Source organism: Ruegeria sp. CDSC025, assembly GCF_059610805.1.
This window is the reverse complement of the sequence record NZ_JBXWOJ010000017.1, coordinates 45,693-67,568: the sequence shown is the minus strand read 5'-3', so window position 1 is coordinate 67,568 and position 21,876 is coordinate 45,693. Positions and strand designations below refer to the sequence as shown.

Sequence of the window (21,876 nt, the reverse complement as noted above, 5' to 3'; positions counted from 1 at the left end):
CAGCCCGCAAAATCAACCAACTTCCCACCCAACTCAACATGCAAACCATGCAAAGGCGTGCGCCTAATATCCGTCATAAATAAATCCTTTCCCAAGCCAGTTTTCCGAGGTCATCGAATAGCTTGCAACGATGAATTTGCAGGACAGTCTGATATCACCAAGGTTCCTGTGGACGGTCTTGCGAGTCAACAACAATACCGCCCGGCCAGATTCGGGGGTGAGCGAGAATAATTTCCAAACCGCAACGAACGGCTCTGGCCCCGGACCTAGACCTGTCCTAAGACTTGCCACGCAAGAGGGACCGACATGTCACATATCACACTGGTGCGTCACGGGCAGGCCAATACCACCGCGCGCGACGAAAAGAACTATGACAAGCTCAGCGATCTGGGACATCAGCAGGCCCGCTGGCTGGGGGCGCATCTCCAGGACACACGCAGCCATTTTCCCCGGGTCTATTGCGGCACCCTGATCCGCCACGCCGAGACCACCGCCAGCATGGGGCTGACTGATCCGATCCGCGATCCGCGGCTGAACGAGATCGAGTATTTCACCATCGCGCAGCTGTTCGAGGAACAGCACGGAGTGAAAGTGCCCACTGATCGCGAAGGTTTTGTCGAGCATCTGCCCCGCACCTTTGCCGCCTGGGCCGATGGCGCCATCAAAAACACACCGGAAACCTTCGAGGAATTCGAAACCCGGGTGCGCGACGCGCTGACCGATATCGGAACCGAAGGCGGCCCTGCCATCGTTGTGACCTCGGGCGGGTTGATTTCGATGGTTGTCCGGCAGGCGATGGGGCTGGATATCCCAGCCATGGCGCGGGTGGCTCTTGCCATCATGAACACGTCAATGCACCGTTTATACCCGATAGGTACACAGCTCAGCCCGGTTCTGTTCAATGCCGTTCCGCATCTGGAAGCACCAGACCGGCAGTTTGCACAGACCCACCTGTAACCCCAAACCAGAGGCTTTGTGATGCAACTTTACTATGCCCCTCGCACGATTTCGGTCGCCGTTGCGATTGCACTGGAAGAGGCCGGGCTGGACTATGAGGCGATCCAACTGGACTTTGCCAGTGGAGAGCAAACCAAATCCGCCTACAAGCAGATCAACCCAAAAGGCCGGGTTCCGGCGCTGGTGGTTGACGGTGGGATTTTGACCGAAACCGGGGCACTTTTGGAGTTCATCGCAGCAATGGCTCCGAAGGCCGGGCTGGTGCCTGCGGACCCGATCATGGCCGCCCGGATGCGCGAGGTGATGTATTACCTTGCCTCGACCATGCATGTGAACCACGCCCATAAGCTGCGCGGCGCGCGGTGGGCCGACAAGAAATCCAGCTGGAAGGATATGACGGCAAAAGTCGCGCAGACCATGGCAGCGTCCTGCGACTATATCTGTTCGAACGGTCTGCGTGGACCGTTTGTGCTGGGCGAGGCGTTCTCGCTTGCCGATGCCTATTTGTATGTGGTTTGCAGTTGGTTGGAAGGCGACGGCGTCGACATCGCAGCCTACCCCAAGATCGTCGCCTTTCGTGAGGCGGCAGAAGCGCGCGCTTCGCTGAAAGCCGTACGTGCCGCCGGAATGCTCTGATAAAGGGGACAAAATATGACGCATCTATGGGTCCGGGCCGAACAGCGCCCGAACGAAGAACGGGTCGGGCTGACCCCTGAAGGCGCTTTGGCGCTGATCGCTGCTGGCATCCGCGTAACGGTCGAGGAAAGCCATGTTCGCGCCATCCCCATCGACGGTTACAAGGCTGCTGGCTGCGAGATCGCGCCCGAGAACTCCTGGCCAGATGCACCCAAGGACGCGATCATCTTTGGCCTCAAGGAACTGCCCGAGGATGGCACGCCCCTGCCCCACCTCCACATCATGTTCGGCCATGCCTATAAGGGTCAGCATTCCGGCCGGGCGCTGCTAGAACGGTTCAAGGCCGGGGGCGGAACGCTGTATGATCTGGAATATCTTGTCGACGAAAACGGCCGCCGAGTCGCCGCCTTTGGCTATTGGGCCGGCTATGCCGGGGCTGCGGTGACACTCAAGACTTGGGCCGCGCAGCAGCGGGGCGCGGAATGCCCTCCGGTTGGTGTCTATCCCAGCAAGGACGCGTTGAATTCCGAGCTTCTGGCTGAACTAGATGCCATCGAGGCCAATAGACCAAGGGCCATCGTCATCGGTGCTCTTGGCCGCGTGGGCACCGGCGCCAGCGACCTTTGCACGGCGATGGGTGTCAGTGTCACCAAGTGGGACATGGCCGAAACCGCCAGCGGTGGGCCGTTCCCTGAAATCCTGGACCACGACCTGTTCCTGAACTGTATCTTCGCGCGCCCAGGTACGCCGATTTTTGTCCCACATGAGGCACTGGCCGCTGACCGCAAGCTGACCGCCATCGGCGATGTCGCCTGTGACCCCGACAGCGATTATAACCCTGTTCCGGTTTATGACCGAGCAACAACTTGGGAGGCACCTGCCCTGCGCGTGGCGACCAATCCGGTTCTTGATGTAGTTGCAATCGACAATCTGCCGTCGATGCTACCGGTCGAAAGCTCGGAAGATTATGCAGCACAGCTTCTGCCTTCTCTGCTGACCCTGACCGATCTGGACAGCGGCGTCTGGGGCCGGGCCCGCGATACTTTCGACAACCATGTCTAGGAGTAGCCACTCATGGAACACCTGATCGGAGGCGCGGCTGCGGTGCTGGGCACTGTATGTTGGCTTCCTCAAACCCTAAAGACCTGGCGCTCCCGCGAGACCAAGGATCTGTCTATGCCGGCGAACCTGTTGATTCTGGCCACGCTGAGCCTGTGGCTGATTTACGGAGTGATGATTGCGGCATGGCCGCTGATATTGGGTAATGTGATCTCGATCCTGCTTGTCAGCGCGATCGTGATTGCAAAACTGAGGTTTGGCTGAACAGCCGTAAAGGAGTTTTCACATGACGATTCACTGGTGTGGCACCGGCCTGTCGGCCATTCCCGGCTTACGCCGCCTGATCGAAGGCGGGCACAAGGTCACGGTCTGGAACCGGACAATCGAAAAGGCCAAGGCCGAAGTTGGTGACCTGACCAGCGATATCCGCGTTTTTGACATCGACGCCTTGGCGGCGGTGCTGGAACAGGGCGATGTCATCGTTTCGATGTTGCCCGGCGACTGGCACGTGCCCTTGGCCGAGCTTGCAATCGCGAAACAGGCGAATTTCGTCTCATCCTCCTATATCGCCCCCGAGATGCGCGCGTTGGACGAGGCGGCCCGCGAAGCCGGGGTGGCGCTGGTCAACGAGGGCGGGCTGGACCCGGGCATCGATCACCTGATGGCTCATGCACTGATCGACGACTATCGCGCTTCGGACGCGTTCGACCCGCAGAACCACCTGAGTTTCATCTCTTATTGCGGTGGCATCCCCAAGCATCCGAACCCGTTCCGGTACAAGTTCAGCTGGTCACCGCTGGGTGTGCTCAAGGCGTTGCGTTCACCATCGAAATCAATTCGCAATTATGCTCCGCTGGACGTGGCGCGCCCATGGGATGCGATTACCAGCTATATCGCACCCCTGCCCACACCCGAAAGCTTTGAGGTCTATCCGAACCGCGACTCGATCCCGTTCATGGCGCAGTACCATTTCGAGGATCACTGGCCGGTCAAGGAATTCGTCCGCGGTACGCTGCGTCTGAATGGCTGGGCCGATGCGTGGTCGGGTGTGTTTGCCGAAATCGAAACCCTGTCCGGCCCCGAAGGCGATGCACGCCTGAAGGAGATGTCGGACCAGTTCTGGGCCGACAACGCCTATGACGAGGGCGAGCCGGACCGTGTGGTTCTGTGTGTGGGCCTGAAGGCGGAAAAAGACGGCGTTCCGGTCTGGCACAAAACCTATGTGATGGATGCCTGGGGTGACGACCGCGGCACGGCAATGGCGCGGCTGGTCTCGGTCCCCGTTTCACTGGCTGTCGAAGCCGTCTTGAACCGCGCTATTCCGGCAGGCGTTCATGCGGCCCCCAATGATCCGAAACTGGTGCAGGGCTGGATGGCTGAAATCGACCGGCTGGCGCAGCACCTCGCGATCATTGACCATTCCAACTGAGATGACCGTCACGCCCATCAGGTGGCGTGACGGCAATAAAACTGGTGCCTACATCAGATCATTTTCCACGTCCTCGGCCGATACCCCTAGCGCATCCAGACCATTTTCCAGATGATCTGACATGTGCGGCGTTCCGATCAGGTAATCAGCACAGGGGGTTGAGGCTTCGGCCCTTGCGGTGGCGATGGCTTCGACCAGATCCTCGGCGAAGAAGCTTTCACGCCCGATCCACATGATAGCCACCAGTTCGGCCTGTTCGTCCTCGCTCATGTGATCAATGAACGCGCGCAACTCGCCCTCGGCCCGATTCAGCTCGCGCCCCATCAGCGCAACCTGAGCAACTTTTCTTGCTGAAATTTCCAACATGACCCGACTCCTGTGTTCGCGGCTTTCGAATGAAACAACCACTAGGCAGAGCCCGAGTCTTTGATCTTGAACAAACGCGTTAGCGCAGGCGCACACGCGAAACCGGCTGATCCGGCACCGGTGCGGTTCTGAACGGGCGAAAGGTGGCTTTTTTCACCCAAAGTTTAAGTGCTTGCCAGATGATCAGCGCAAAGGTCCGCCGCGCACCAAATGGGCGGCGCAGCAGCGACCACAGGATCACCCGGTTGGTCAGCGGACGGCGTGTCCCGGTCAGGGTGGCGATCAATCCGCCCTCGGGGCGGGTATACTCGATCCAAACGCCAACACGTTCGGGGCGATAGTCGAAACGGAAGGTATAGCTGCCCTCGATCTTCTGGAAGGGCGAAACATGCAGCAGCTTGTCAGCCACCATCCTGTCTGTCACTTCGATGGGCGCAAAACCGGGCTTGTGGCACAGATAGCTGTGGCGCGTGCCATAGGTGTTGGTCACCTCGGCCACCACCGCATTAAGCACATCCTGTCCATCAAAACAGAACCAGAAGCTGACCGGGTTGAACACATGCCCCAGAACCCGAGGCTGCGTCAGCAACATCAGGCGCGCCGGTTGCGCCACCTGCAACTGATCAAACCGCGCGCGCAGCCAGGCGGCACCGTCGCCCTGGCCCGGCTCACCCCCGTGATCCTGCGACCGCCAGTTGGCAAGATTGGCCCGGTTCACCGAAAATAGCGCCGGAGTGGTCAGATCGCGTTCAGGGTTCAGAAGAATGTAGTCGACCGAATAGCGGAAGGCGTTTTCGATCGCCCCCTTGCGCCCGTGAAAGGTATGGCCCGCAACATGATCAACGGTCTGTGTCATTCGATATGGTCCGACCCGCTTGTAACCGCCCGGAGGGGCGTGGTTTTCTGAAGGTTTCTGTTACTTAGAATACGGCATCCAGCCAGGATTGGATCAAAAATATCGCTTCAGAGTGATCCGGCTTGGGACACCAACCGTATTGTGGTTATGTTTACCGAGATAGACACCGTGACCTTGGACGAGCCGGCGGCTACACCCGCCGTCCTCAAGCCTTGGCGCACAAGAAAACGCATCAAGGGTAGACAGGTGAACGGAACACAAAGCAGTTGCGACACCAGGATTGAGTGGGTGGACCATGTCAGGCGCATTCGGGATGCGCAGGATCAGGCGGCTTTTGCCGAGCTGTTCCAGCATTTTGCGCCGCGGATCAAGGCGTTCCTGATGAAGTCAGGCTCGGACGCGACCATGTCCGAGGAATGTGCGCAAGAGGTGATGGCGACCTTGTGGCACAAGGCCCATCTGTTCGATCCGACCCGGGCAACGGTGGCCACATGGGTGTTCACCATCGCACGGAACAAACGCATCGACGCCCTGCGCAAGCAACGGCGCCCCGAACCGGAAGAACTGGGCTGGGGCCCCGAGTCCGAACCTGATCAGGACGACGTGATCGTCTTGCAACAAGAAACCGCGCAGCTGCGCACTGCCTTGAAGGCGTTGCCTGACGCGCAAAGAGACTTGATCGAAAAGGCCTATTTCGGAGACCTGAGTCACCGGGAAATTGCGTCTCAGACTGGATTGCCTCTGGGAACGATCAAATCAAGAATTAGGCTGGCGCTGGATCGCCTGCGCCACGCAATGAACTGAGACAGAGACGATGAGCAAACAGATTAAGCATCACCTGACGGAAGATCTGCTGATGGCATATGCCGCCGGCAGCCTGCCCGAAGCGTTCGATCTGATGGTCGCGACCCATCTGTCGCTGTGTGACCATTGCCGCGCGCAGGCTGAAAGCTTTGATGCGGTTGGCGGACAGATACTGGACGCGCTGCCCTATCCTGCCCAAATGAACGACAGCGCGCTGGCTGCGACGATGGCGCTGATCGCCCAAGGCGCACCGACCCCCAAGCCCGTGAACAAGGGCTGCGCCGTGCTACCTGCCCCCCTGCAGGACTACGTCGGCAGCACTGTCAATGACATCCGATGGCGGCCCATCGGAATGGGCGTCAGACAAGCTATCTTGCCGACGAGCGGCGACGCTTCGGCACGTCTGCTGTTCATTCCGGCCGGAACCGCAGTTCCGGATCACAGCCATAACGGTATGGAATTGACCATGGTTCTGCAGGGTGCTTTCTCGGATGAGGTTGATCACTTTGCACGCGGCGATGTTGAGATTGCCGATGAAGATCTGCATCACACCCCGACCGCAGACATTACCGCAGATTGCATCTGTCTGGCCGTTACCGACGCGCCGCTAAAATTCACCAAGCTCATGCCCCGCTTGTTCCAGCCCTTCCTGCGTATCTGATCTCTGGGACTGACGCGATGCGCTGGCCAAATCCGGCCAATGTCGCATCGAACGGCTTATCAGATTTCGTGCCGCGCCAGCGGTACAACGCCCGGCGTGTCGTCAGGTGCGATCTCTTCGAAATCGAAATTGTCCAGTCGCTGCGCCCGGCGCCCGGCCTTTTCAGCGCTGATCTTGATTTCCGAGATATCCTTGGCCGCCTGCCCGAAATGACGGTCCAAATTGGAAACCCGATCGCCCAGGCGATCTACATCCTTGTGCAGCAGACCCAGCTCTTTGCGGATAGCACCCGCCTGTTCCCGCATCCTTGCGTCCTTCAGGATCGCGCGCATCGTGTTCAGCGTTGCCATGCAGGTGGTGGGCGAGACGATCCAAACGCGTTTGGTAAAGCTCTCCTGCACCAATTCGGGAAACTTGGCGTGCAACTCGGCATAAACCGCTTCGGAAGGTAGGAACATCAACGCGCCATCGGCGGTTTCCCCGTCCAGAATGTACTTCTCGGAGATGTCGTTGATATGCTTGCGCACAGTTGTTCGGAACATCTGCACCGCCGCTTTCAGCTCCGTATCATTGGTCGACCCGATCAGCGCCTCATACGCTTCCAACGGGAATTTGCTGTCGATCACAATGGGGCCTGGTGGGTTGGGCAGGTGGATCAGGCAATCCGCCCTACGCCCGTTCGACAAGGTCGCCTGCAGCTTGAAACTGTCCGAGGGCAATGCCTTGGAGACGATATCGTTCAACTGAATCTCTCCGAACGCACCGCGCGTCTGTTTGTTCGACAGAATATCCTGAAGCGACAGCACATCGCCCGACAGTTTGGTGATGTTATCCTGCGCCTTGTCGATGGCCGCCAAACGCTCCTGCAACTGGGTCAGTGACGTCGCCGTCTGTTTCGACGAGCCGTGAAGCGATTCCTTCATCCGCTCCTGCATCTCGGCCAGCGCACGTGCGGATTTCATCGCATTATCTGCCAGCCGATCGTTCATCTGCTGCTGCACCGAAGACAGGCGCGATTCAACCGTCTGGATCACCTGCACCTGCGCATTGGCCTGCGTGTCCGAGACATGCTGCAGCCCGCCGCGCAGCTGCTCTTGCCCCTGCCCCAACTGCTGCACATGCTGGCCCAGATGGGCCATTTGCCGTGACAGAGGCTCGGCCATCCTGGCTGACCGGTTGGCCGCTCGCAAAGACAGGAACAGCAGCAACAGGATCAATGCCACCACCCCGCCAACGATCAGGATCACGGGGTCGTTCAATGCAAATTGGGTTCCTGCAATCTCGATCATTTTGCCTCAGGTGTTCTTGTTTTATTCTTCATATCCCGCGCACCCCGCGGGATCAACTGCGTCCGAACAATCGTTCGATATCGGCCAGTTTCAGTTCCACATAAGTTGGCCGCCCATGGTTGCACTGGCCGGAATGGGGTGTCGCCTCCATCTCGCGCAGCAGGGCGTTCATCTCTTCGGCCCGCATTCGGCGGCCCGAGCGGATCGAACCGTGACAGGCGACACGGCTGAGGATCGCCTCAATCCGCGCCTGCACCATCTGGCTTTCACCCTGATCGGACAGCTCATCCAGAATATCCAGAATCATTGCGCGGGCGTTGACCTCACCCAGAATGGCCGGGGTTTCACGCACGGCAACCGCACCGCCGCCGAAAGGCTCGAGCGTCAGGCCAAAGCGCGAAAGATCATCTGCCACCGCCATAAGTCGCGTGCAGTCGCCTTCAGACAACTCTACGATCTCGGGGATCAGCAGCGCCTGCGCCGCCACGCCGTTCGCAGCCATCTGGGCTTTCAGCTTTTCATAGACCAACCGCTCATGCGCGGCGTGCTGATCGACAATCACCATGCCATCGACGGTCTGGGCGATAATGTAGTTTTCATGCACCTGCCCGCGTGCAGCCCCCAAAGGCAGGTCTTCTACCGGCGTCTCGGAAACAGATTCCGCGACCGGCTCGACCACGCTGCCGCTGTAATCGCGGGTCAGTTCAGCAAAGCCCGGCGCCTGCGCCTGATAAGCCATCTGGCGCGCGGCGGGTGAGGGGCGATCCATCTGATACACCCGCGCCGGGGTGGAGTGAGACGGCTCGGGTCGCATCGCGCCGAGGGTCGCGTTCGCTACGGTTGAAGACGCCCGATGCCCGGCCTCTGCCAGTGCGTGCCGCAGAGACGAGACAATCAGCCCGCGCGCCACGCCAGGGTCGCGGAACCGCACTTCGGATTTGGCAGGATGCACGTTCACATCCACCAGCGTCGGATCACAGTCGATGAACAGAGCCGCCGCCGGATGCCGATCACGGCTGAGAAAGTCGAAATAGGCCGCCCGCAATACACCGGTCAGCATCTTGTCACGCACAGGCCGTCCATTGACGAACAGGTACTGCGCCACCGCTGCGCCCCGAGAATAGGTCGGCAGAGCGGCATAGCCATACAACCGGATACCCTCACGCCTGGCGTCAATTTGCAACACGTTCTCGGCAAACTCGCGCCCGATCACGCGGGCCAGTCGGGCATGCAACGCGTCAAACAGATCACCATTCTCGCGGTCAGCCCGGAAGGTCACGCGCCCCTCGCCGCCGCCCGAGACATCGCGCAGGGTAAAGGTGACCGAGGGCTCGGCCATGGCCAGACGTTTGACCGTATCGGCGATAGCCTGTGTCTCGGCGCGGTCGGTACGCATGAATTTCAGACGCGCAGGCGTGGCAAAGAACAGATCGCGCAACTCGACCACGGTACCCGCGCGCAGAGCCGCGGGTTTCACCGCGGACATTGTGCCACCAGCGACCTGAATCTGCGCCGCATCCGCCCCCGCAACACGACTGGTTATGGTCAAACGCCCGACCGCGCCCAGCGACGGCAACGCCTCACCGCGAAATCCGAAAGTATGAATGTTCAGCAGATCCGACCCGTCGATTTTCGAGGTTGCGTGGCGGGACAAAGCCAACGGCAAGTCCGCCGCCGCAATACCACAGCCGTCATCGGTGACGCGAATCAGCGTCTTACCCCCATCGGCGATCTCTATCGCAACCCGCGTGGCACCTGCATCAATGGCGTTCTCGATCAATTCCTTGACCGCAGAGGCCGGCCGCTCGACCACTTCGCCGGCTGCGATCCGGTTGATTGCAGCATCGTCCAACTGCCGAATTACCGGTCGAAACTCGCTGATATTGGGGTTTGCCTGCTCCATACCCCTAGACCTAGCACATGCGCACACGATTCTACCACCGCTATGGTATTCAGATTTTGTGCAAGAGGGGGGCGTTCGGACAATCGCGCCATGTCGGCCTGCAAGGCGACGACCTTGATCACGATTGCCCGAACAAGCCGGGGTGAGTGGTGGTCAGTTGCTTAACAATGCAACAATTTTAGCACGATCTGCAGATTAAGGCTCATTAACTCTGGCCGTGCTGTTCGCGTTGGCAAAGTTCAGCCGAAATACGGCATCAGCCAACAGCAGAAATTTGCCGGATCAGACAGTGCCTGGAGCGCCCGCGCGGGTCCGGCAGGGGCCGAAAACAGCCGCAAGCGCCAGAATCACACCCGATACCGTTGCGATCATTCCGGCGGCACTCACGGCATCGCGGGCACCCAGCCATAATGGGCCATAGCCCGCCAGAACATAGCCCATCACCGCCGAAACCACGGCAAATACAACGCTCCATGCGATTTGAGTTTCCAATCGGTTGGTCATCAACCGCGCCGCAGCGGGGGGGCAGATGAACATGGCAATCACGATGATCGAGCCAACCGCGTCGAAGGCTGCGACGGCAGCTATCGCCGCTGTGATCACCAGCGCAAACCCCAAAGGACCGGTCCGAATACCGATCGTGCTGGCAAAACCTTCGTCAAAGGTCGAAATCTTCAATGGTCGCCAGAATATCCAGGTAAACAGGGAAACCCCTGCAAGTGTCAGCGCGATACCCGGCAATTCCGGGGGCAACCCTGCAAGCGCTGCCGGGTCCCACAGCGAGACCCATCCCGTTGCGTCCAGCCAGATCAGACTTTCGAGATTGCCATACAGCGCGTGTTCCACATCCAGATGCACGGTCGAGGTGTCCGTCTGCTCCAACAAAAGAACACCCGCCGCAAACAGGGTAGTAAAGACCACGCCCATTGCCGCACCGGGTTCGATCTGACCCAACCTGCGGATCGCCTCGATCATCACAACGGCAACCACGGCAGCACCCGCCGCGCCCAGCATCATCGGCCAGGTCGAGATCGCGCCGGTCAGCAGAAAGGCCACCACGATGCCCGGCAACACTACATGGCTGATGGCATCCCCAATCAGCGCCTGTTTGCGCAGAACCAGAAAGTTCCCCGGAAGGGCGCAGGCGATGGCGGCAAATGTCCCGATCAGCAGCGGTGTCAGTGACAGGGGAACGAATTCTTCGCCGCTCATGGTGCTATCCCCTGCGGGCCGCCGATCTGGCGGTCGATCTCGGTAATCTGGTCGCGGGTCAGCACGGTTTCGATATCGCGCAGCCCGTCATAAAGCGCCGCCGTTGCTTCGTGGGCCTGGTCCGTGCGAACGACCTCCCACCGCTTTTCGTCGCGCAGGGCTTTGGCGGCGCGGGCCTTGCCAGCCTCGGTTGCCACGCCGTCGGGGCGGGCCAACCCGGCCCGGCGTAACAAACGCAGGGTCAGCGGCTCATAGATTTTCTGCCCTTGTGCCAACGCGAGCAAGCCCTGCCGGATATGAACCCGACGCTGGAATTGCAGGTGCCGCAACACCGCCGCCAGAACACCGCGAACCGGCGCCAACAGCAACGACAGGACAAACACGGCAAAACTGACAAGAACGATAAGCGGACCCGTCGGCAGATTGGGAGCCGCCGCCGACAGCGCCGCACCGATATAACCCGAGACGCCCCCGATCAGACCCGCCAGCAACACTACTCTTTCGGACCGCTCAGTCCAAAACCGGGCTGTCACCGGCGGAATGATCAAAAGCGCAACGATCAGGATCAACCCGACAACTTTCAGGCCAACCACTGTGACGGCCATAACCAGACCCATCATTGCAAGGTCGATGCGATGCACCGGCAGGCCCCTGGCTGCGGCAAATTCAGGATCAAAGGCAACGATCGTCATTGGACGGCGGATAATCATGACAAGCGCCAGCGTTGCCGCGCCTCCGATCGCAATGATCATCGCATCTGTCCAAAGCATTCCTGCGGTCGAGCCCAGCAGAAACCCTTCGAGCCCCGCCTGTCGGCCCACACCCATGGTCTGGATCACCGTCAGCAGCACAATGCCGAAACCAAAGAATACAGATAGGACCGCTCCGATCGCGGCATCCTCGGCCAGCCGCGTGTGCCGCGTCAGCCAGTTCATACACAAAAGGCCGATCCAAGCGGATATTGCCGACCCGACGAGCAGGCCGATCAGGTTTCTGCCGTCCCCACCGAGGGCCACAAGCACCATAAAGGCCAGACACACACCCGGCAATGTCGCATGGCTGATCGCATCGCTGACCAGTGCACGTTTGCGCAAGAACAGAAATGTGCCGGTCACCCCGGCGGAAATGCCCAGCAGGCTTGCGCCGATTGCGACAAGCGTGGCGTTATAGCCAAGCTGAAGGGTCAGAGCATCCCAAAGCATGACTCACCCCAGCGCGCGTGAGATCTGGTCGATCTGCGCCGTAGCCAGACGGCCGCCATAGGCAGATTGCAATGTCTTGGCCGTAAAAGCCTCGGCCACGGGCCCCTCGGCGACTTTGCGCGTGTTGATCAGGAAAACATGGTCGAAATAGTCGGTGACGGTCGCCAGATCATGATGCACCGCAACCACGGTCTTGCCCGCCTCTTTCAGGGATTTCAGGACCGAAATGATGGCCTTTTCCGTTGCCGCATCAACCCCGGCAAAAGGTTCGTCCAGCAAATACAGATCGGCGGCCTGCGCCAAGGCGCGCGCCAGAAAGACCCTCTGCTGCTGGCCGCCTGATAACTGGCCGATCTGCCGGTCGGCAAAGTCACGCATCCCTACACGGTGCAGACAATCCATCGCCCGCGCCTTATGCCGGGCGCGCACCCGTCCCAACAGCCCCAGCTCGCGCGACAAGCCCATCAGAACCACGTCAATCACGCGCGTCGGGAAGTCCCAGTCCACGCTGGCCCGTTGCGGTACATATGCAATCCGGGACCGCTGCCGGTCCAGCCGATCACCATACACTGTCACCTGCCCGGACAGGGGTGACACAATCCCCAACGCAGCCTTCAACAGGGTCGATTTACCAGCACCGTTTGGCCCGATGATCGCTGTCATGGCACCCGGTTGCACGGTCATATCAACCGAGAAAACTGCCGGCTTCTGCCCGTACGAGACGGTCAGGCCACGAATGGCCAGCGGGCTTTTTCCAATGTCGTTTTCCGGAAGGGGGATGCCCTGATGTGCCGCCAGTTCCAGCATCTCTTAAAACCCCGCCGACAGATTGCCGCTCATGCCAGTTTTGGGAATATCAGCCCCCAGAGCGCCTGCGATTACTGTGATATTGTGATCCAGCATCCCGATGTAGGTACCCTCATAGGTGCCGGGCTCGCCCATCGCGTCCGAATAAAGCTGTCCACCGACTTCGACCTGATGTCCCCTGGCCGCTGCACCCTCGATCAGCGCACGCATCGACCGATCCGAGACCGAGCTTTCCACGAAAACTGCCGTCAGTTGCCGGTCAACCAGCGTATCGACCAATTCGCTAATCCGGTTCAGTCCCGCCTCGGATTGGGTTGAAATACCCTGAATTCCAAGCACATCGTACCCGTATTCAGCACCGAAATACCCAAAGGCATCATGTGCCGTCACCAGAACACGGTTGTTTTCCGGGACCGCTGCAAGCACTTGCTTGCCATAAGTCTCCAGTTCCGCGATCTGCGCAAGAAAGGCCTCTGCGTTTGCCGCAAAGGTGTCCGCGGCCTCGGGGCGCGCTTGTGTCAGGGCTTTTTGCACCTCGACCACGACATCGCGCCACAGGGCCGGGCTCATCCAAAGATGGGGATCGTATTTGTCAGCATAATTGTCATGCGCGTGCAGCTTTGACTTATCAACGCCTTCGGCTACCGCAACAACCATGCGTTTACGCCCTAGGTCATGGAAGAACTCTTCCATCTGCGCCTCAAGATACAGACCATGCCACAGGATCAGATCGGACCTGGTCATAGCGACGATATCACTGCGGGTCTGACGATAGGCATGCGGGTCGACGCCGGGGCCCATAAGGCCCTTCACCTCGACCTGATCACCTCCGACCTGACGGGCGGCATCGGCAATCATACCGGTCGTGGCCACCACTTTCAGCGGCGCATCGGCCCAGGCCGAGAATGGGAATACAGCGGCGAATGCCAGCGCTGCAAGGAAACTACGACGAATCATGTCAGACCCCGGAATTGGTATCTTGCTAAGATGAATATGAGAACCGCTCGCAACTAAGTCAATGCTATTGAGAATTATTCGCAAGAAAACGCCTATTTTGTCCATTTGGTCAAAAAATTTACCCTTCCAATGCCGGATGGCCTTCCATTTGCATCTTACCCGTGCGAATTTGATACAAACCTCCCAAAGGATGTGAAAATGGAAACGCAGAGCTCAGAAAGCCCCGTGCGCACCGCGCATCTGCCGCAAGTGACCGAGCCCCGGAACCCTGGAATGGAGCTTGATCTGGATTGGGTGCGGGCCGTACAGGTCAACACCTCGGCCGTTGAGCGCCGCGCAGCCACCCTGCCGGGTCGGCGCTCGGTGAAAAAGGACTACCAGGCGGCGTGGCTGCTCAAGGCGATCACCCTGATCGACCTGACCACCCTATCGGGAGACGATACCGTCGGCCGTGTCCGGCGCCTGTGCGCCAAAGCGCGGCAACCCGTGGCTTCTGCAACACTTCAGACGTTGGACATGCCACCGATCACCACCGGCGCGGTCTGTGTCTATCACGACATGATCGAAACCGCTGTGGATGCGCTGAAGGGCACCGGGATTCCGGTGGCCGCCGTATCGACCGGATTCCCTGCAGGCTTGTCCCCGTTCCACCTGCGCGTGGCCGAGATCGAAGAAAGCGTCAAAGCCGGAGCCGAGGAAATCGACATCGTAATCTCTCGGCGTCATGTGCTGTCGGGCGACTGGCAGGCCTTGTATGACGAGATGAAAGCGTTCCGCGTGGCTTGTGGCGACGCGCATGTCAAAGCCATCCTTGCAACCGGCGAACTGGGCAGCCTACGCAACGTGGCGCGCGCCTCGCTGGTCTGCATGATGGCGGGGGCGGATTTCATCAAGACTTCGACCGGTAAGGAAAGCGTCAACGCCACGCTGCCCGTGTCGCTGGTGATGATCCGGGCGATCCGCGATTACTATGACCGCACCGGGTATCGTGTCGGATATAAACCCGCAGGCGGGATTTCCAAAGCCAAGGACGCACTAGTTTACCTGTCGCTGATCAAGGATGAGCTGGGCGACCGTTGGCTGGAGCCGGACCTGTTTCGCTTTGGCGCGTCGTCGCTTTTGGGCGATATCGAACGGCAGCTAGAACATTTCGTAACGGGTGCTTATTCCGCCGGTTACAGGCACTCGATGGGCTGAGGACGAAAACAATGACAGTCAAAGAGATTTTCGAGACCATGGATTACGGCCCTGCCCCCGAAAGCTCAGCCGAAGCGCTGGCCTGGCTGGTCGATCAGGGTGACAAATTTGGTCACTATATCGACGGGACCTTCACCAAACCGGGCAAGGGGTTCGACAGCCGCAACCCGGCGACCGGAGAGGTTTTGGCCAAGCTGACCCAGGCCAAGCAAGCCGATGTCGACGCCGCCGTATCCGCCGCCCGCAAGGCGCAGCCAAAATGGGAGAAGATGGGCGGTGCGGGTCGTGCGCGCTACCTCTATGCCATCGCGCGCCTGCTGCAAAAGCACTCGCGCCTGTTTGCAGTGCTGGAAAGCTTGGATAACGGCAAGCCGATCCGTGAATCGCGCGACATCGACATCCCTCTGGTACAGCGTCACTTTTACTACCACGCCGGCATGGCGCAGTTGATGGAAAGCGAACTACCCAACGCCGAAGCGCTGGGAGTGTGTGGACAAATCGTTCCTTGGAACTTCCCGCTGCTGATGCTGGCTTGGAAGATTGCTCCGGCGCTGGCCATGGGTAACACGGTCGTTCTGAAACCTGCCGAATATACCTCTCTGACCGCGCTGCTGTTTGCCGATATCTGCTCACAGGCCGGGCTGCCCAAGGGTGTGGTCAACATCGTCACGGGCGATGGCGCGGTAGGTGAGATGATCGTGGCCTCGGAGGTGGACAAGATCGCCTTTACCGGCTCAACCGCAGTGGGGCGGCGCATCCGTGAGGCGACCGCCGGTTCGGGTAAGGCGCTGACTTTGGAGCTGGGTGGCAAGTCCGCCTATATCGTCTTTGACGACGCCGATATCGATTCCGCCATCGAAGGGCTGGTCGACGCGATCTGGTTCAATCAGGGTCAGGTTTGTTGCGCGGGTTCGCGTCTGTTGGTTCAGGAAGGCATCGCCGATCGGTTCCACGAGAAACTGCGCGCCCGAATGGACACTCTGCGCATCGGTGATCCATTGGACAAATGCATCGACGTGGGTGCTGTGGTCGACCCGGTCCAGTTGCAGACCATCAAGAGCATGGTCGACAGCAACACCGCGGGTCACGTTTATCAGGCGGCCGGCGCGCTGCCCGAAAATGGCTGTTTCTTCCCGCCAACGCTGATCTCGGGCCTCGAAACCTCCGATCAACTGATGCAGGAGGAAATTTTCGGTCCGGTGCTGGTGTCCTCGACCTTCCGTACTCCGGAAGAGGCGGTTGAGCTGGCCAACAACACCCGTTACGGGCTGGCGGCGACGGTATGGACCGAGAACGTGAACCTTGCACTGGATATCGCACCGAAGCTGGTCGCGGGCGTTGTCTGGGTGAATGCCACCAATCTGTTCGATGCCGCAGCCGGGTTCGGCGGTGTGCGCGAAAGCGGCTTTGGCCGCGAAGGTGGCTGGGAAGGTCTGACCGCCTACACCAAGCCCAAAGGCAAAGGCAAACCATTGGCCAAGGCCGAGGCCGCGATGGGCGAAGGTGCCCCGGTCGATCCGATTGACCGTACTGCCAAAATGTATGTCGGCGGCAAACAGGCCCGTCCTGACAGCGGATATTCGAAACCCGTCTGGGGCAAGCCTGGCCTGCTGGGCCATGTGGGTCTGGCCAACCGCAAAGACGTCCGCAACGCGGTCGAGGCCGCAGCGGGGGCCAAGGGTTGGTCAAAGACCACCGGCCATCTACGGGCACAGATCTTGTATTACATCGGCGAAAACCTCTCGGCCCGCGCGGGTGAATTCGCTGCGCGCCTTGATGCCATGACCGGCAGGAAAGACGGCGCGAAAGAGGTCGAAGCCTCGATCCAGCGCCTGTTCACCGCCGCTGCCTGGGCCGACAAGTATGACGGCCAGGTGCACGGCGTTCCGATCCGGGGCGTGGCCATTGCCATGAAAGAACCTGTCGGCGTGATCGGCGCGCTCTGTGCTGACGAGGCGCCGCTGCTGGGTCTGGTCTCGGCCATGGCGCCTGCGATTGCGATGGGCAACCGGGTGGTTCTTGCGGCAAGCGAGCCTTACCCGCTGGCGGCGACGGATTTCTACCAAATCCTCGAAACCTCGGACGTGCCCGCTGGCGTGGTCAACATCCTGACTGGCAGCCACACGGAACTGGCGAAGCCGCTGGCTTCGCATCTGAATGTGGATGCAGTTTGGTCATTCTCGTCTACCGATCTGTCGGCCGAGATCGAGCGGGCTTCGGCCGGGAACCTGAAACGGAGTTGGGTGAATAACGCCATGGCAACCGAATGGCACGAGGATCAGACTCGCCGTTTCTTGCAGGCTGCGACCGAGGTTAAAAACATCTGGGTGCCCTACGGTGAGTAGGGACCCAGCCCTGGAGAACCCAGGGGTGCAAACAGTTTGTTCGGGTACAGATGGCGCGCGCTGCATAGAGTGATCATTGAATGAACATAACGATGATTAACATGTGACATTGTTCATATACAGCGCCGCCACTATCCCTCAGCTTGGACCCAGTCTTAACAAGGTTGGATCGGTCCATGCTGAGTTTTCCATACGAGTTTCCTGAACTGGTACAGGTCGCCACGATGATCGGCGTCTTTGGCGCGGGCCTCTACATCACCAGCTATTTTCTGCTGCAGATGGGGATCATCCGGGGCAACGGCAGCCTCTACCCCCTGCTTGTGATCGCCGCAGCCGGATGTGTTCTGTTCAGCATGTCGGAAGAATTCAACCTCGCGGGCTCGATCATTCAGCTGGCATATATCTCGATCTCGATCCTGGGCCTGCTGCGCGGGTTTCTGTCCCGGCATTTGCTTCGGTTTTCAGATGACGAACGTCAGTTCATCGCCCTGCACCTTGAATCGCTGAAACCCCACCAAGCCCGGAAACTGTTGAACACCGCCGCCGTCAAGACCTATGAAAACGGTGACATCCTGATCGAAGAAGGCAAGACAACCGACTTTTTGGGCTTTGTCTTAAAGGGGCGGACCACGATCCTGAAAAACGGCCGGGTCATCAACCAATGTGGAGAAGATGAGATTTTGGGAGAGCTGACCTTTGGCCTTGGGCTGCCTGCCACAGCCACGGTAATAGCCACCGAACCCACCAAATGCCTGGTCTTCGACAATATCAGCCTGATGCGCTTGCTGCGGCGGAGCCGCCATATCGACGATGCATTGAAAGCAGCGCATTTCCGACATACACGGCAAAAGCTGTTGAACAGCAACAAGCACACGCTGCAGGCCCAGAGAAGACCTGCAGCGGCCTAAGGGTCAGCCGTCCAGACCTTCGGGTTTGCCAACGATGGTAAAGTGTAAACCATCTGGGTCCAGCAGTTCGGACGCCACCCGGTTCACATCCTCAAGCGTCACTGCATTCACCTTGTCATTGCGAGTGGCGATATAGTCGATAGGCAAATCCTCCATCTGCATACCCACCATGATCCCGGCGATCTGGCTGTTGCCATCAAAGCGCAGCGGATAGGCACCGGTCAGATAGGTCTTGGCGTCGTCCAACTCTTTCTGAGTGACCCCTTCGGATGCGGCGCGCGCCCATTCGCTGCGGATCACATCAACGGCTTCGGCGATACGGTCATTGGCCGAGGACACCGACCCAAGATACACAGAGGCCAGATCCTTTGGCACCAGATAGGTCGCCACGCCATAGGTCAGACCGCGTTTTTCGCGCACTTCCTGCATCAGGCGGCTTTCGAAACCTCCGCCGCCAAGAATGTGGTTCAACAGATAGGCGGAAAAGAAATCCGGGTCGTCGCGGTCGATCCCGGCATGGCCGAACAGAGCCACCGATTGCGGCGTATCGAACTCGATCACACTCACTCCGCCAGTGATCGTCACATCGGCCCGCTTAGGGATCGGTTTGCCGGTATCCGGCAGATCAAGCAAGAGCTCGTCCAGCACCGCGCCCAGTTCCTCTGGGGTGATATCGCCGACCGCGCCTACATACAGACGATCCTTGGTAAACACGTTCTCATATGCCGTGACCACATCATCGCGGGTCAAGGCGCTGACACTTTCGATCGTGCCCTTGCCTTCGGAACCGTAGGGGTGATCGCCATAGGCCATTTCCGCGAAGCTGCGCCCGGCAATGTCACTGGGGCTGGTCTGATCTGACCGCAGACCCGACAGAACCTGAGCGCGAACACGGTCTACGGCATCCTGATCGAAACGCGGTTCGTGAATCGTGGTCCGCAGCAGGTCAATCACCTCATCCCTGTTTTCGGTCAGAAACTGTGCCGAGATCGACACTGAATCGTCCGAGGCGCTATACCCGAACGACGCGGCCAGAGATTCCAGCTCGCGCGCATAGGTGCGGGCATCCATTTCGCCAGCGCCTTCTTCTATCAGGCCGCTCATCAGATACACCGCGCCGCGCTTTGTCGGGTCGTCCAGCGACGTGCCACCGCGGAACCGCAGCTCCAGGGCGGTGAAGGGGATCGAGTGATCCTCGACCAGCCATGCGGTGATGCCACCCGGCGAGGTGACCTCTTCAATCTCGATCTCGGCCCATGCAGGAACTGCGATGACCAAAGCTATCAGAGTTACAAATATCCGCTTCATTGCGTTACCTCATCGTCTCGCATCAGCCAGCCCGTGACCGAGGTTTCAGGCTGCAGCACCTCGCGCGCGGCGGCGATGATCTGATCACCGGTCACCGCCTGCAGGACATCAGGCCAAGCCTGTACATCTTCGACCGTCAGCCCGCTGGTCAGGGCACGGCCATAGCGATTGCCGATCCCGTCCACATTGTCACGCGCATAGGTCTGCGCGGCGCGCAGCTGCATTTTGATCCGATCCAGATCCTCTTCGTTCACACCTACGGCGATGAAATCGGTCACGGCCTGATCCATCGCATCCTCGGCCTCTTGCAGCGACACGCCTTCGGCCGGAACAACCAGCAGATCAAATGTGGTATCGTCAAGCGACACGCCTCGGTAGAACGCACCGGTATAGACGACCTTTTGCTGCTCGAACTGCAGTTTTTCATTCAGGTACGACGTCGTGCTGCCCCCCAGTAATTCAGCCAGAAGGAACAGGGCGGCGGCTTTTTCCTGCGCACCTGCGTCCCGTTCGGGTGCAAGATAGCTGCGCTGAACATAAGGCTGCGATACGCGCGCATCCTTAAAGGTCAGACGGCGTTCAGCGGTTTGTGGCGGCTCCTGTGATCGCACCCGTTCGGGCAGGTCCGGGTTTGCCGGGATTACCCCGTAATATTGCTCGGCCAGGGATTTGACCTCGTCTGGCTCAACATCGCCGGTCACCACCAGGATGGCGTTATTTGGCGAATAGTGGATCTGATAGAAGGACAGTGCATCGTCCAGGTCCAGCGTTTCCATCTCATGTTTCCAACCGATAACGGGGACACCATAGCGGTGGTTGAGGTATTGCGCCGCGCTGACCTGTTCACCGAACAGGGCGCGCGGGTTGTTTTCGGTACGCTGGTTACGTTCTTCCAGGATCACGTCGCGCTCGGTGGCGATGTCATCATCGGACAGGCGGATATTGCGCATCCTGTCTGACTCCATCCGCATCATCAGCTCAAGCCGGTCGGCAGCAACACGCTGAAAATAGGCGGTGTAATCATACGAGGTGAACGCGTTGTCATTGCCGCCATTGGCCGCGACGGTGGCAGAAAACTCGCCCGCCTCCAGCGTGTCGGTGGCCTTGAACAACAGGTGTTCCAGAAAATGCGCCACACCGGACGAACCAACCGGCTCATCCGCCGATCCGGCGCGATACCAGACCATGTGCTGCACGACTGGGGCGCGGTGATCCTCGATCACGACAACGTCCATACCGTTATCCAGCGTAAAGGTGGTGACCGCCTCGTGCCCATCTTCGGCAAAAACCGGGGTGGCGGCGATCAGAGCAGCCGACAGTGCCAGAGCCCGAACCATGGGGCATCCTCCGTTTCGTTTCTGGTGTTCAAACTACGGTGGTGCCGCCCGGGTTCAACCCCGATGACGGAAAGTTAAGAATTATTCATTGACCGGCGGCGCCGATGGCGTTTCGATCCCAGCGTTCCGCGCAGCCTGGGTTTGCTTGTTCGGGTCGATAGCCCAGCGACGGTAAACCTGCGAATATCGATCTACGTTGAACAGCCGCAAACGGGTCCAGCGCCCCTGACGCTTGCGGAAATCCGCATCTTCTTGGTTGACGACCTGCCGTGTGTTTGACGGAACGCCATATCGGCTGGAGGCCGTGACAAGCGCGCCATCAGAGGCAGGCACAGCGGTATTTGGATTCGAAGCAGCCGGATTCCCGCCCAGCGCGGCAATAGCATCCCCTGTGGGATTGGCATCGGTCAGGTTGGTGCCACCCGGTGTCGGTGCGGGCAAAGAGTTGTAGTTCTCGGGCTGGGTCAGAGGTTTGACCGGCAGAATCGCAAACTCGTCCGGGCCCGGGCCCGGCGGCTCGAGGTGGCGCAGACCGATATCCGAACATCCCGCAACCGCAAGACTCATAGTCACAACAAATATGGAACGCGGCAACCGCATGAAAGTCTCCAGCCTGTTTCAGGCGCTTTTATCGTATTTCCAA

General features: G+C 59.4%; 21 protein-coding genes. 10 read left to right on the top strand and 11 right to left on the bottom strand.

Annotated elements, in window-relative coordinates; genetic code table 11:
* The first annotated feature begins 306 nt into the window (after positions 1–306).
* Genes AC2FH8_RS18690 through AC2FH8_RS18670 form a run of 5 tightly spaced genes read left to right on the top strand, consistent with a single transcriptional unit; the run spans position 307 to position 4,081 of the window.
* On the top strand, positions 307–957 hold the full coding sequence (locus AC2FH8_RS18690; protein WP_142640087.1) for a histidine phosphatase family protein: 651 nt from the start codon (positions 307–309) through the stop codon (positions 955–957).
* A gap of 21 nt (positions 958–978) precedes the next feature.
* Complete coding sequence (locus AC2FH8_RS18685; protein WP_142640085.1) at positions 979–1,593, top strand: glutathione S-transferase family protein; 615 nt, start codon at positions 979–981, stop codon at positions 1,591–1,593.
* A gap of 15 nt (positions 1,594–1,608) precedes the next feature.
* Entirely contained in the window at positions 1,609–2,655 is a 1,047-nt protein-coding gene (locus AC2FH8_RS18680) for a saccharopine dehydrogenase (protein WP_496690447.1), read from the top strand.
* A gap of 12 nt (positions 2,656–2,667) precedes the next feature.
* Positions 2,668–2,916, top strand: coding sequence for a SemiSWEET family sugar transporter (locus AC2FH8_RS18675; protein WP_142640081.1), 249 nt, complete (start codon positions 2,668–2,670; stop codon positions 2,914–2,916).
* Positions 2,917–2,938: 22 nt separating this feature from the next.
* Positions 2,939–4,081: a saccharopine dehydrogenase family protein gene (locus AC2FH8_RS18670; RefSeq protein ID WP_496690446.1), complete on the top strand. Its 1,143-nt coding sequence runs from the start codon at positions 2,939–2,941 to the stop codon at positions 4,079–4,081.
* A 48-nt stretch (positions 4,082–4,129) separates the two neighbouring features.
* On the opposite strand, the gene AC2FH8_RS18665 is transcribed toward AC2FH8_RS18670, so the two are convergent.
* Both AC2FH8_RS18665 and AC2FH8_RS18660 read right to left on the bottom strand, forming a co-directional pair.
* Positions 4,130–4,447, bottom strand: a complete 318-nt coding sequence (locus AC2FH8_RS18665) for a DUF3775 domain-containing protein (protein WP_142640076.1) — start codon at positions 4,445–4,447, stop codon at positions 4,130–4,132.
* Between the two features lie 79 nt (positions 4,448–4,526).
* Entirely contained in the window at positions 4,527–5,303 is a 777-nt protein-coding gene (locus tag AC2FH8_RS18660) for a DUF1365 domain-containing protein (protein ID WP_142640074.1), read from the bottom strand.
* A gap of 147 nt (positions 5,304–5,450) precedes the next feature.
* Here AC2FH8_RS18660 and AC2FH8_RS18655 point away from each other — a divergent pair, with 147 nt between their 5' ends.
* On the top strand, positions 5,451–6,107 hold the full coding sequence (locus AC2FH8_RS18655; RefSeq protein ID WP_142640072.1) for a sigma-70 family RNA polymerase sigma factor: 657 nt from the start codon (positions 5,451–5,453) through the stop codon (positions 6,105–6,107).
* Positions 6,108–6,117: 10 nt separating this feature from the next.
* Entirely contained in the window at positions 6,118–6,768 is a 651-nt protein-coding gene (locus tag AC2FH8_RS18650) for a ChrR family anti-sigma-E factor (RefSeq protein WP_496690445.1), read from the top strand.
* Positions 6,769–6,827: 59 nt separating this feature from the next.
* Here the strand turns inward: AC2FH8_RS18650 and AC2FH8_RS18645 are convergent, their stop codons facing one another.
* From AC2FH8_RS18645 to AC2FH8_RS18620, 6 genes are all read right to left on the bottom strand, one after another.
* On the bottom strand, positions 6,828–8,057 hold the full coding sequence (locus AC2FH8_RS18645; protein WP_496690444.1) for a DNA recombination protein RmuC: 1,230 nt from the start codon (positions 8,055–8,057) through the stop codon (positions 6,828–6,830).
* Between the two features lie 52 nt (positions 8,058–8,109).
* Complete coding sequence (gene mutL, locus AC2FH8_RS18640; protein WP_496690443.1) at positions 8,110–9,960, bottom strand: DNA mismatch repair endonuclease MutL; 1,851 nt, start codon at positions 9,958–9,960, stop codon at positions 8,110–8,112.
* A 282-nt stretch (positions 9,961–10,242) separates the two neighbouring features.
* Positions 10,243–11,172 (bottom strand): metal ABC transporter permease, encoded by a 930-nt coding sequence (locus AC2FH8_RS18635; RefSeq protein ID WP_496690442.1) that lies wholly within the window; start codon positions 11,170–11,172, stop codon positions 10,243–10,245.
* Entirely contained in the window at positions 11,169–12,374 is a 1,206-nt protein-coding gene (locus tag AC2FH8_RS18630; protein ID WP_496690441.1) for a metal ABC transporter permease, read from the bottom strand. Before AC2FH8_RS18630 ends, AC2FH8_RS18635 begins: the two co-directional genes overlap by 4 nt.
* A 3-nt stretch (positions 12,375–12,377) precedes the next feature.
* Positions 12,378–13,181, bottom strand: coding sequence for a metal ABC transporter ATP-binding protein (locus tag AC2FH8_RS18625; RefSeq protein ID WP_281996044.1), 804 nt, complete (start codon positions 13,179–13,181; stop codon positions 12,378–12,380).
* A 3-nt stretch (positions 13,182–13,184) separates the two neighbouring features.
* A complete protein-coding gene (locus AC2FH8_RS18620) occupies positions 13,185–14,138 on the bottom strand; it encodes a metal ABC transporter solute-binding protein, Zn/Mn family (protein ID WP_271952144.1) in 954 nt (317 codons plus the stop codon).
* A 198-nt stretch (positions 14,139–14,336) separates the two neighbouring features.
* Between AC2FH8_RS18620 and deoC the strand changes: the two genes are divergently transcribed.
* The 3 genes from deoC (at position 14,337) to AC2FH8_RS18605 (ending at position 18,588) form a co-directional block, all read left to right on the top strand.
* On the top strand, positions 14,337–15,335 hold the full coding sequence (deoC, locus tag AC2FH8_RS18615) for a deoxyribose-phosphate aldolase (protein ID WP_271952143.1): 999 nt from the start codon (positions 14,337–14,339) through the stop codon (positions 15,333–15,335).
* A gap of 11 nt (positions 15,336–15,346) precedes the next feature.
* Positions 15,347–17,680, top strand: a complete 2,334-nt coding sequence (locus tag AC2FH8_RS18610; RefSeq protein ID WP_496690440.1) for an aldehyde dehydrogenase family protein — start codon at positions 15,347–15,349, stop codon at positions 17,678–17,680.
* Between the two features lie 176 nt (positions 17,681–17,856).
* Positions 17,857–18,588, top strand: a complete 732-nt coding sequence (locus tag AC2FH8_RS18605; RefSeq protein WP_281996041.1) for a Crp/Fnr family transcriptional regulator — start codon at positions 17,857–17,859, stop codon at positions 18,586–18,588.
* Positions 18,589–18,591: 3 nt separating this feature from the next.
* Here AC2FH8_RS18605 and AC2FH8_RS18600 read toward each other — a convergent pair whose 3' ends face one another.
* The 3 genes from AC2FH8_RS18600 to AC2FH8_RS18590 all read right to left on the bottom strand — a co-directional run bounded on the left by AC2FH8_RS18600 (position 18,592) and on the right by AC2FH8_RS18590 (position 21,833).
* Entirely contained in the window at positions 18,592–19,896 is a 1,305-nt protein-coding gene (locus AC2FH8_RS18600) for a M16 family metallopeptidase (RefSeq protein ID WP_142640051.1), read from the bottom strand.
* Positions 19,893–21,233, bottom strand: a complete 1,341-nt coding sequence (locus tag AC2FH8_RS18595; protein WP_496690439.1) for a M16 family metallopeptidase — start codon at positions 21,231–21,233, stop codon at positions 19,893–19,895. The genes AC2FH8_RS18600 and AC2FH8_RS18595 overlap by 4 nt, the downstream gene beginning before the upstream one ends.
* 81 nt (positions 21,234–21,314) lie before the next feature.
* Positions 21,315–21,833, bottom strand: coding sequence for a DUF3035 domain-containing protein (locus AC2FH8_RS18590; RefSeq protein ID WP_271952136.1), 519 nt, complete (start codon positions 21,831–21,833; stop codon positions 21,315–21,317).
* Positions 21,834–21,876: the final 43 nt, after the last annotated feature.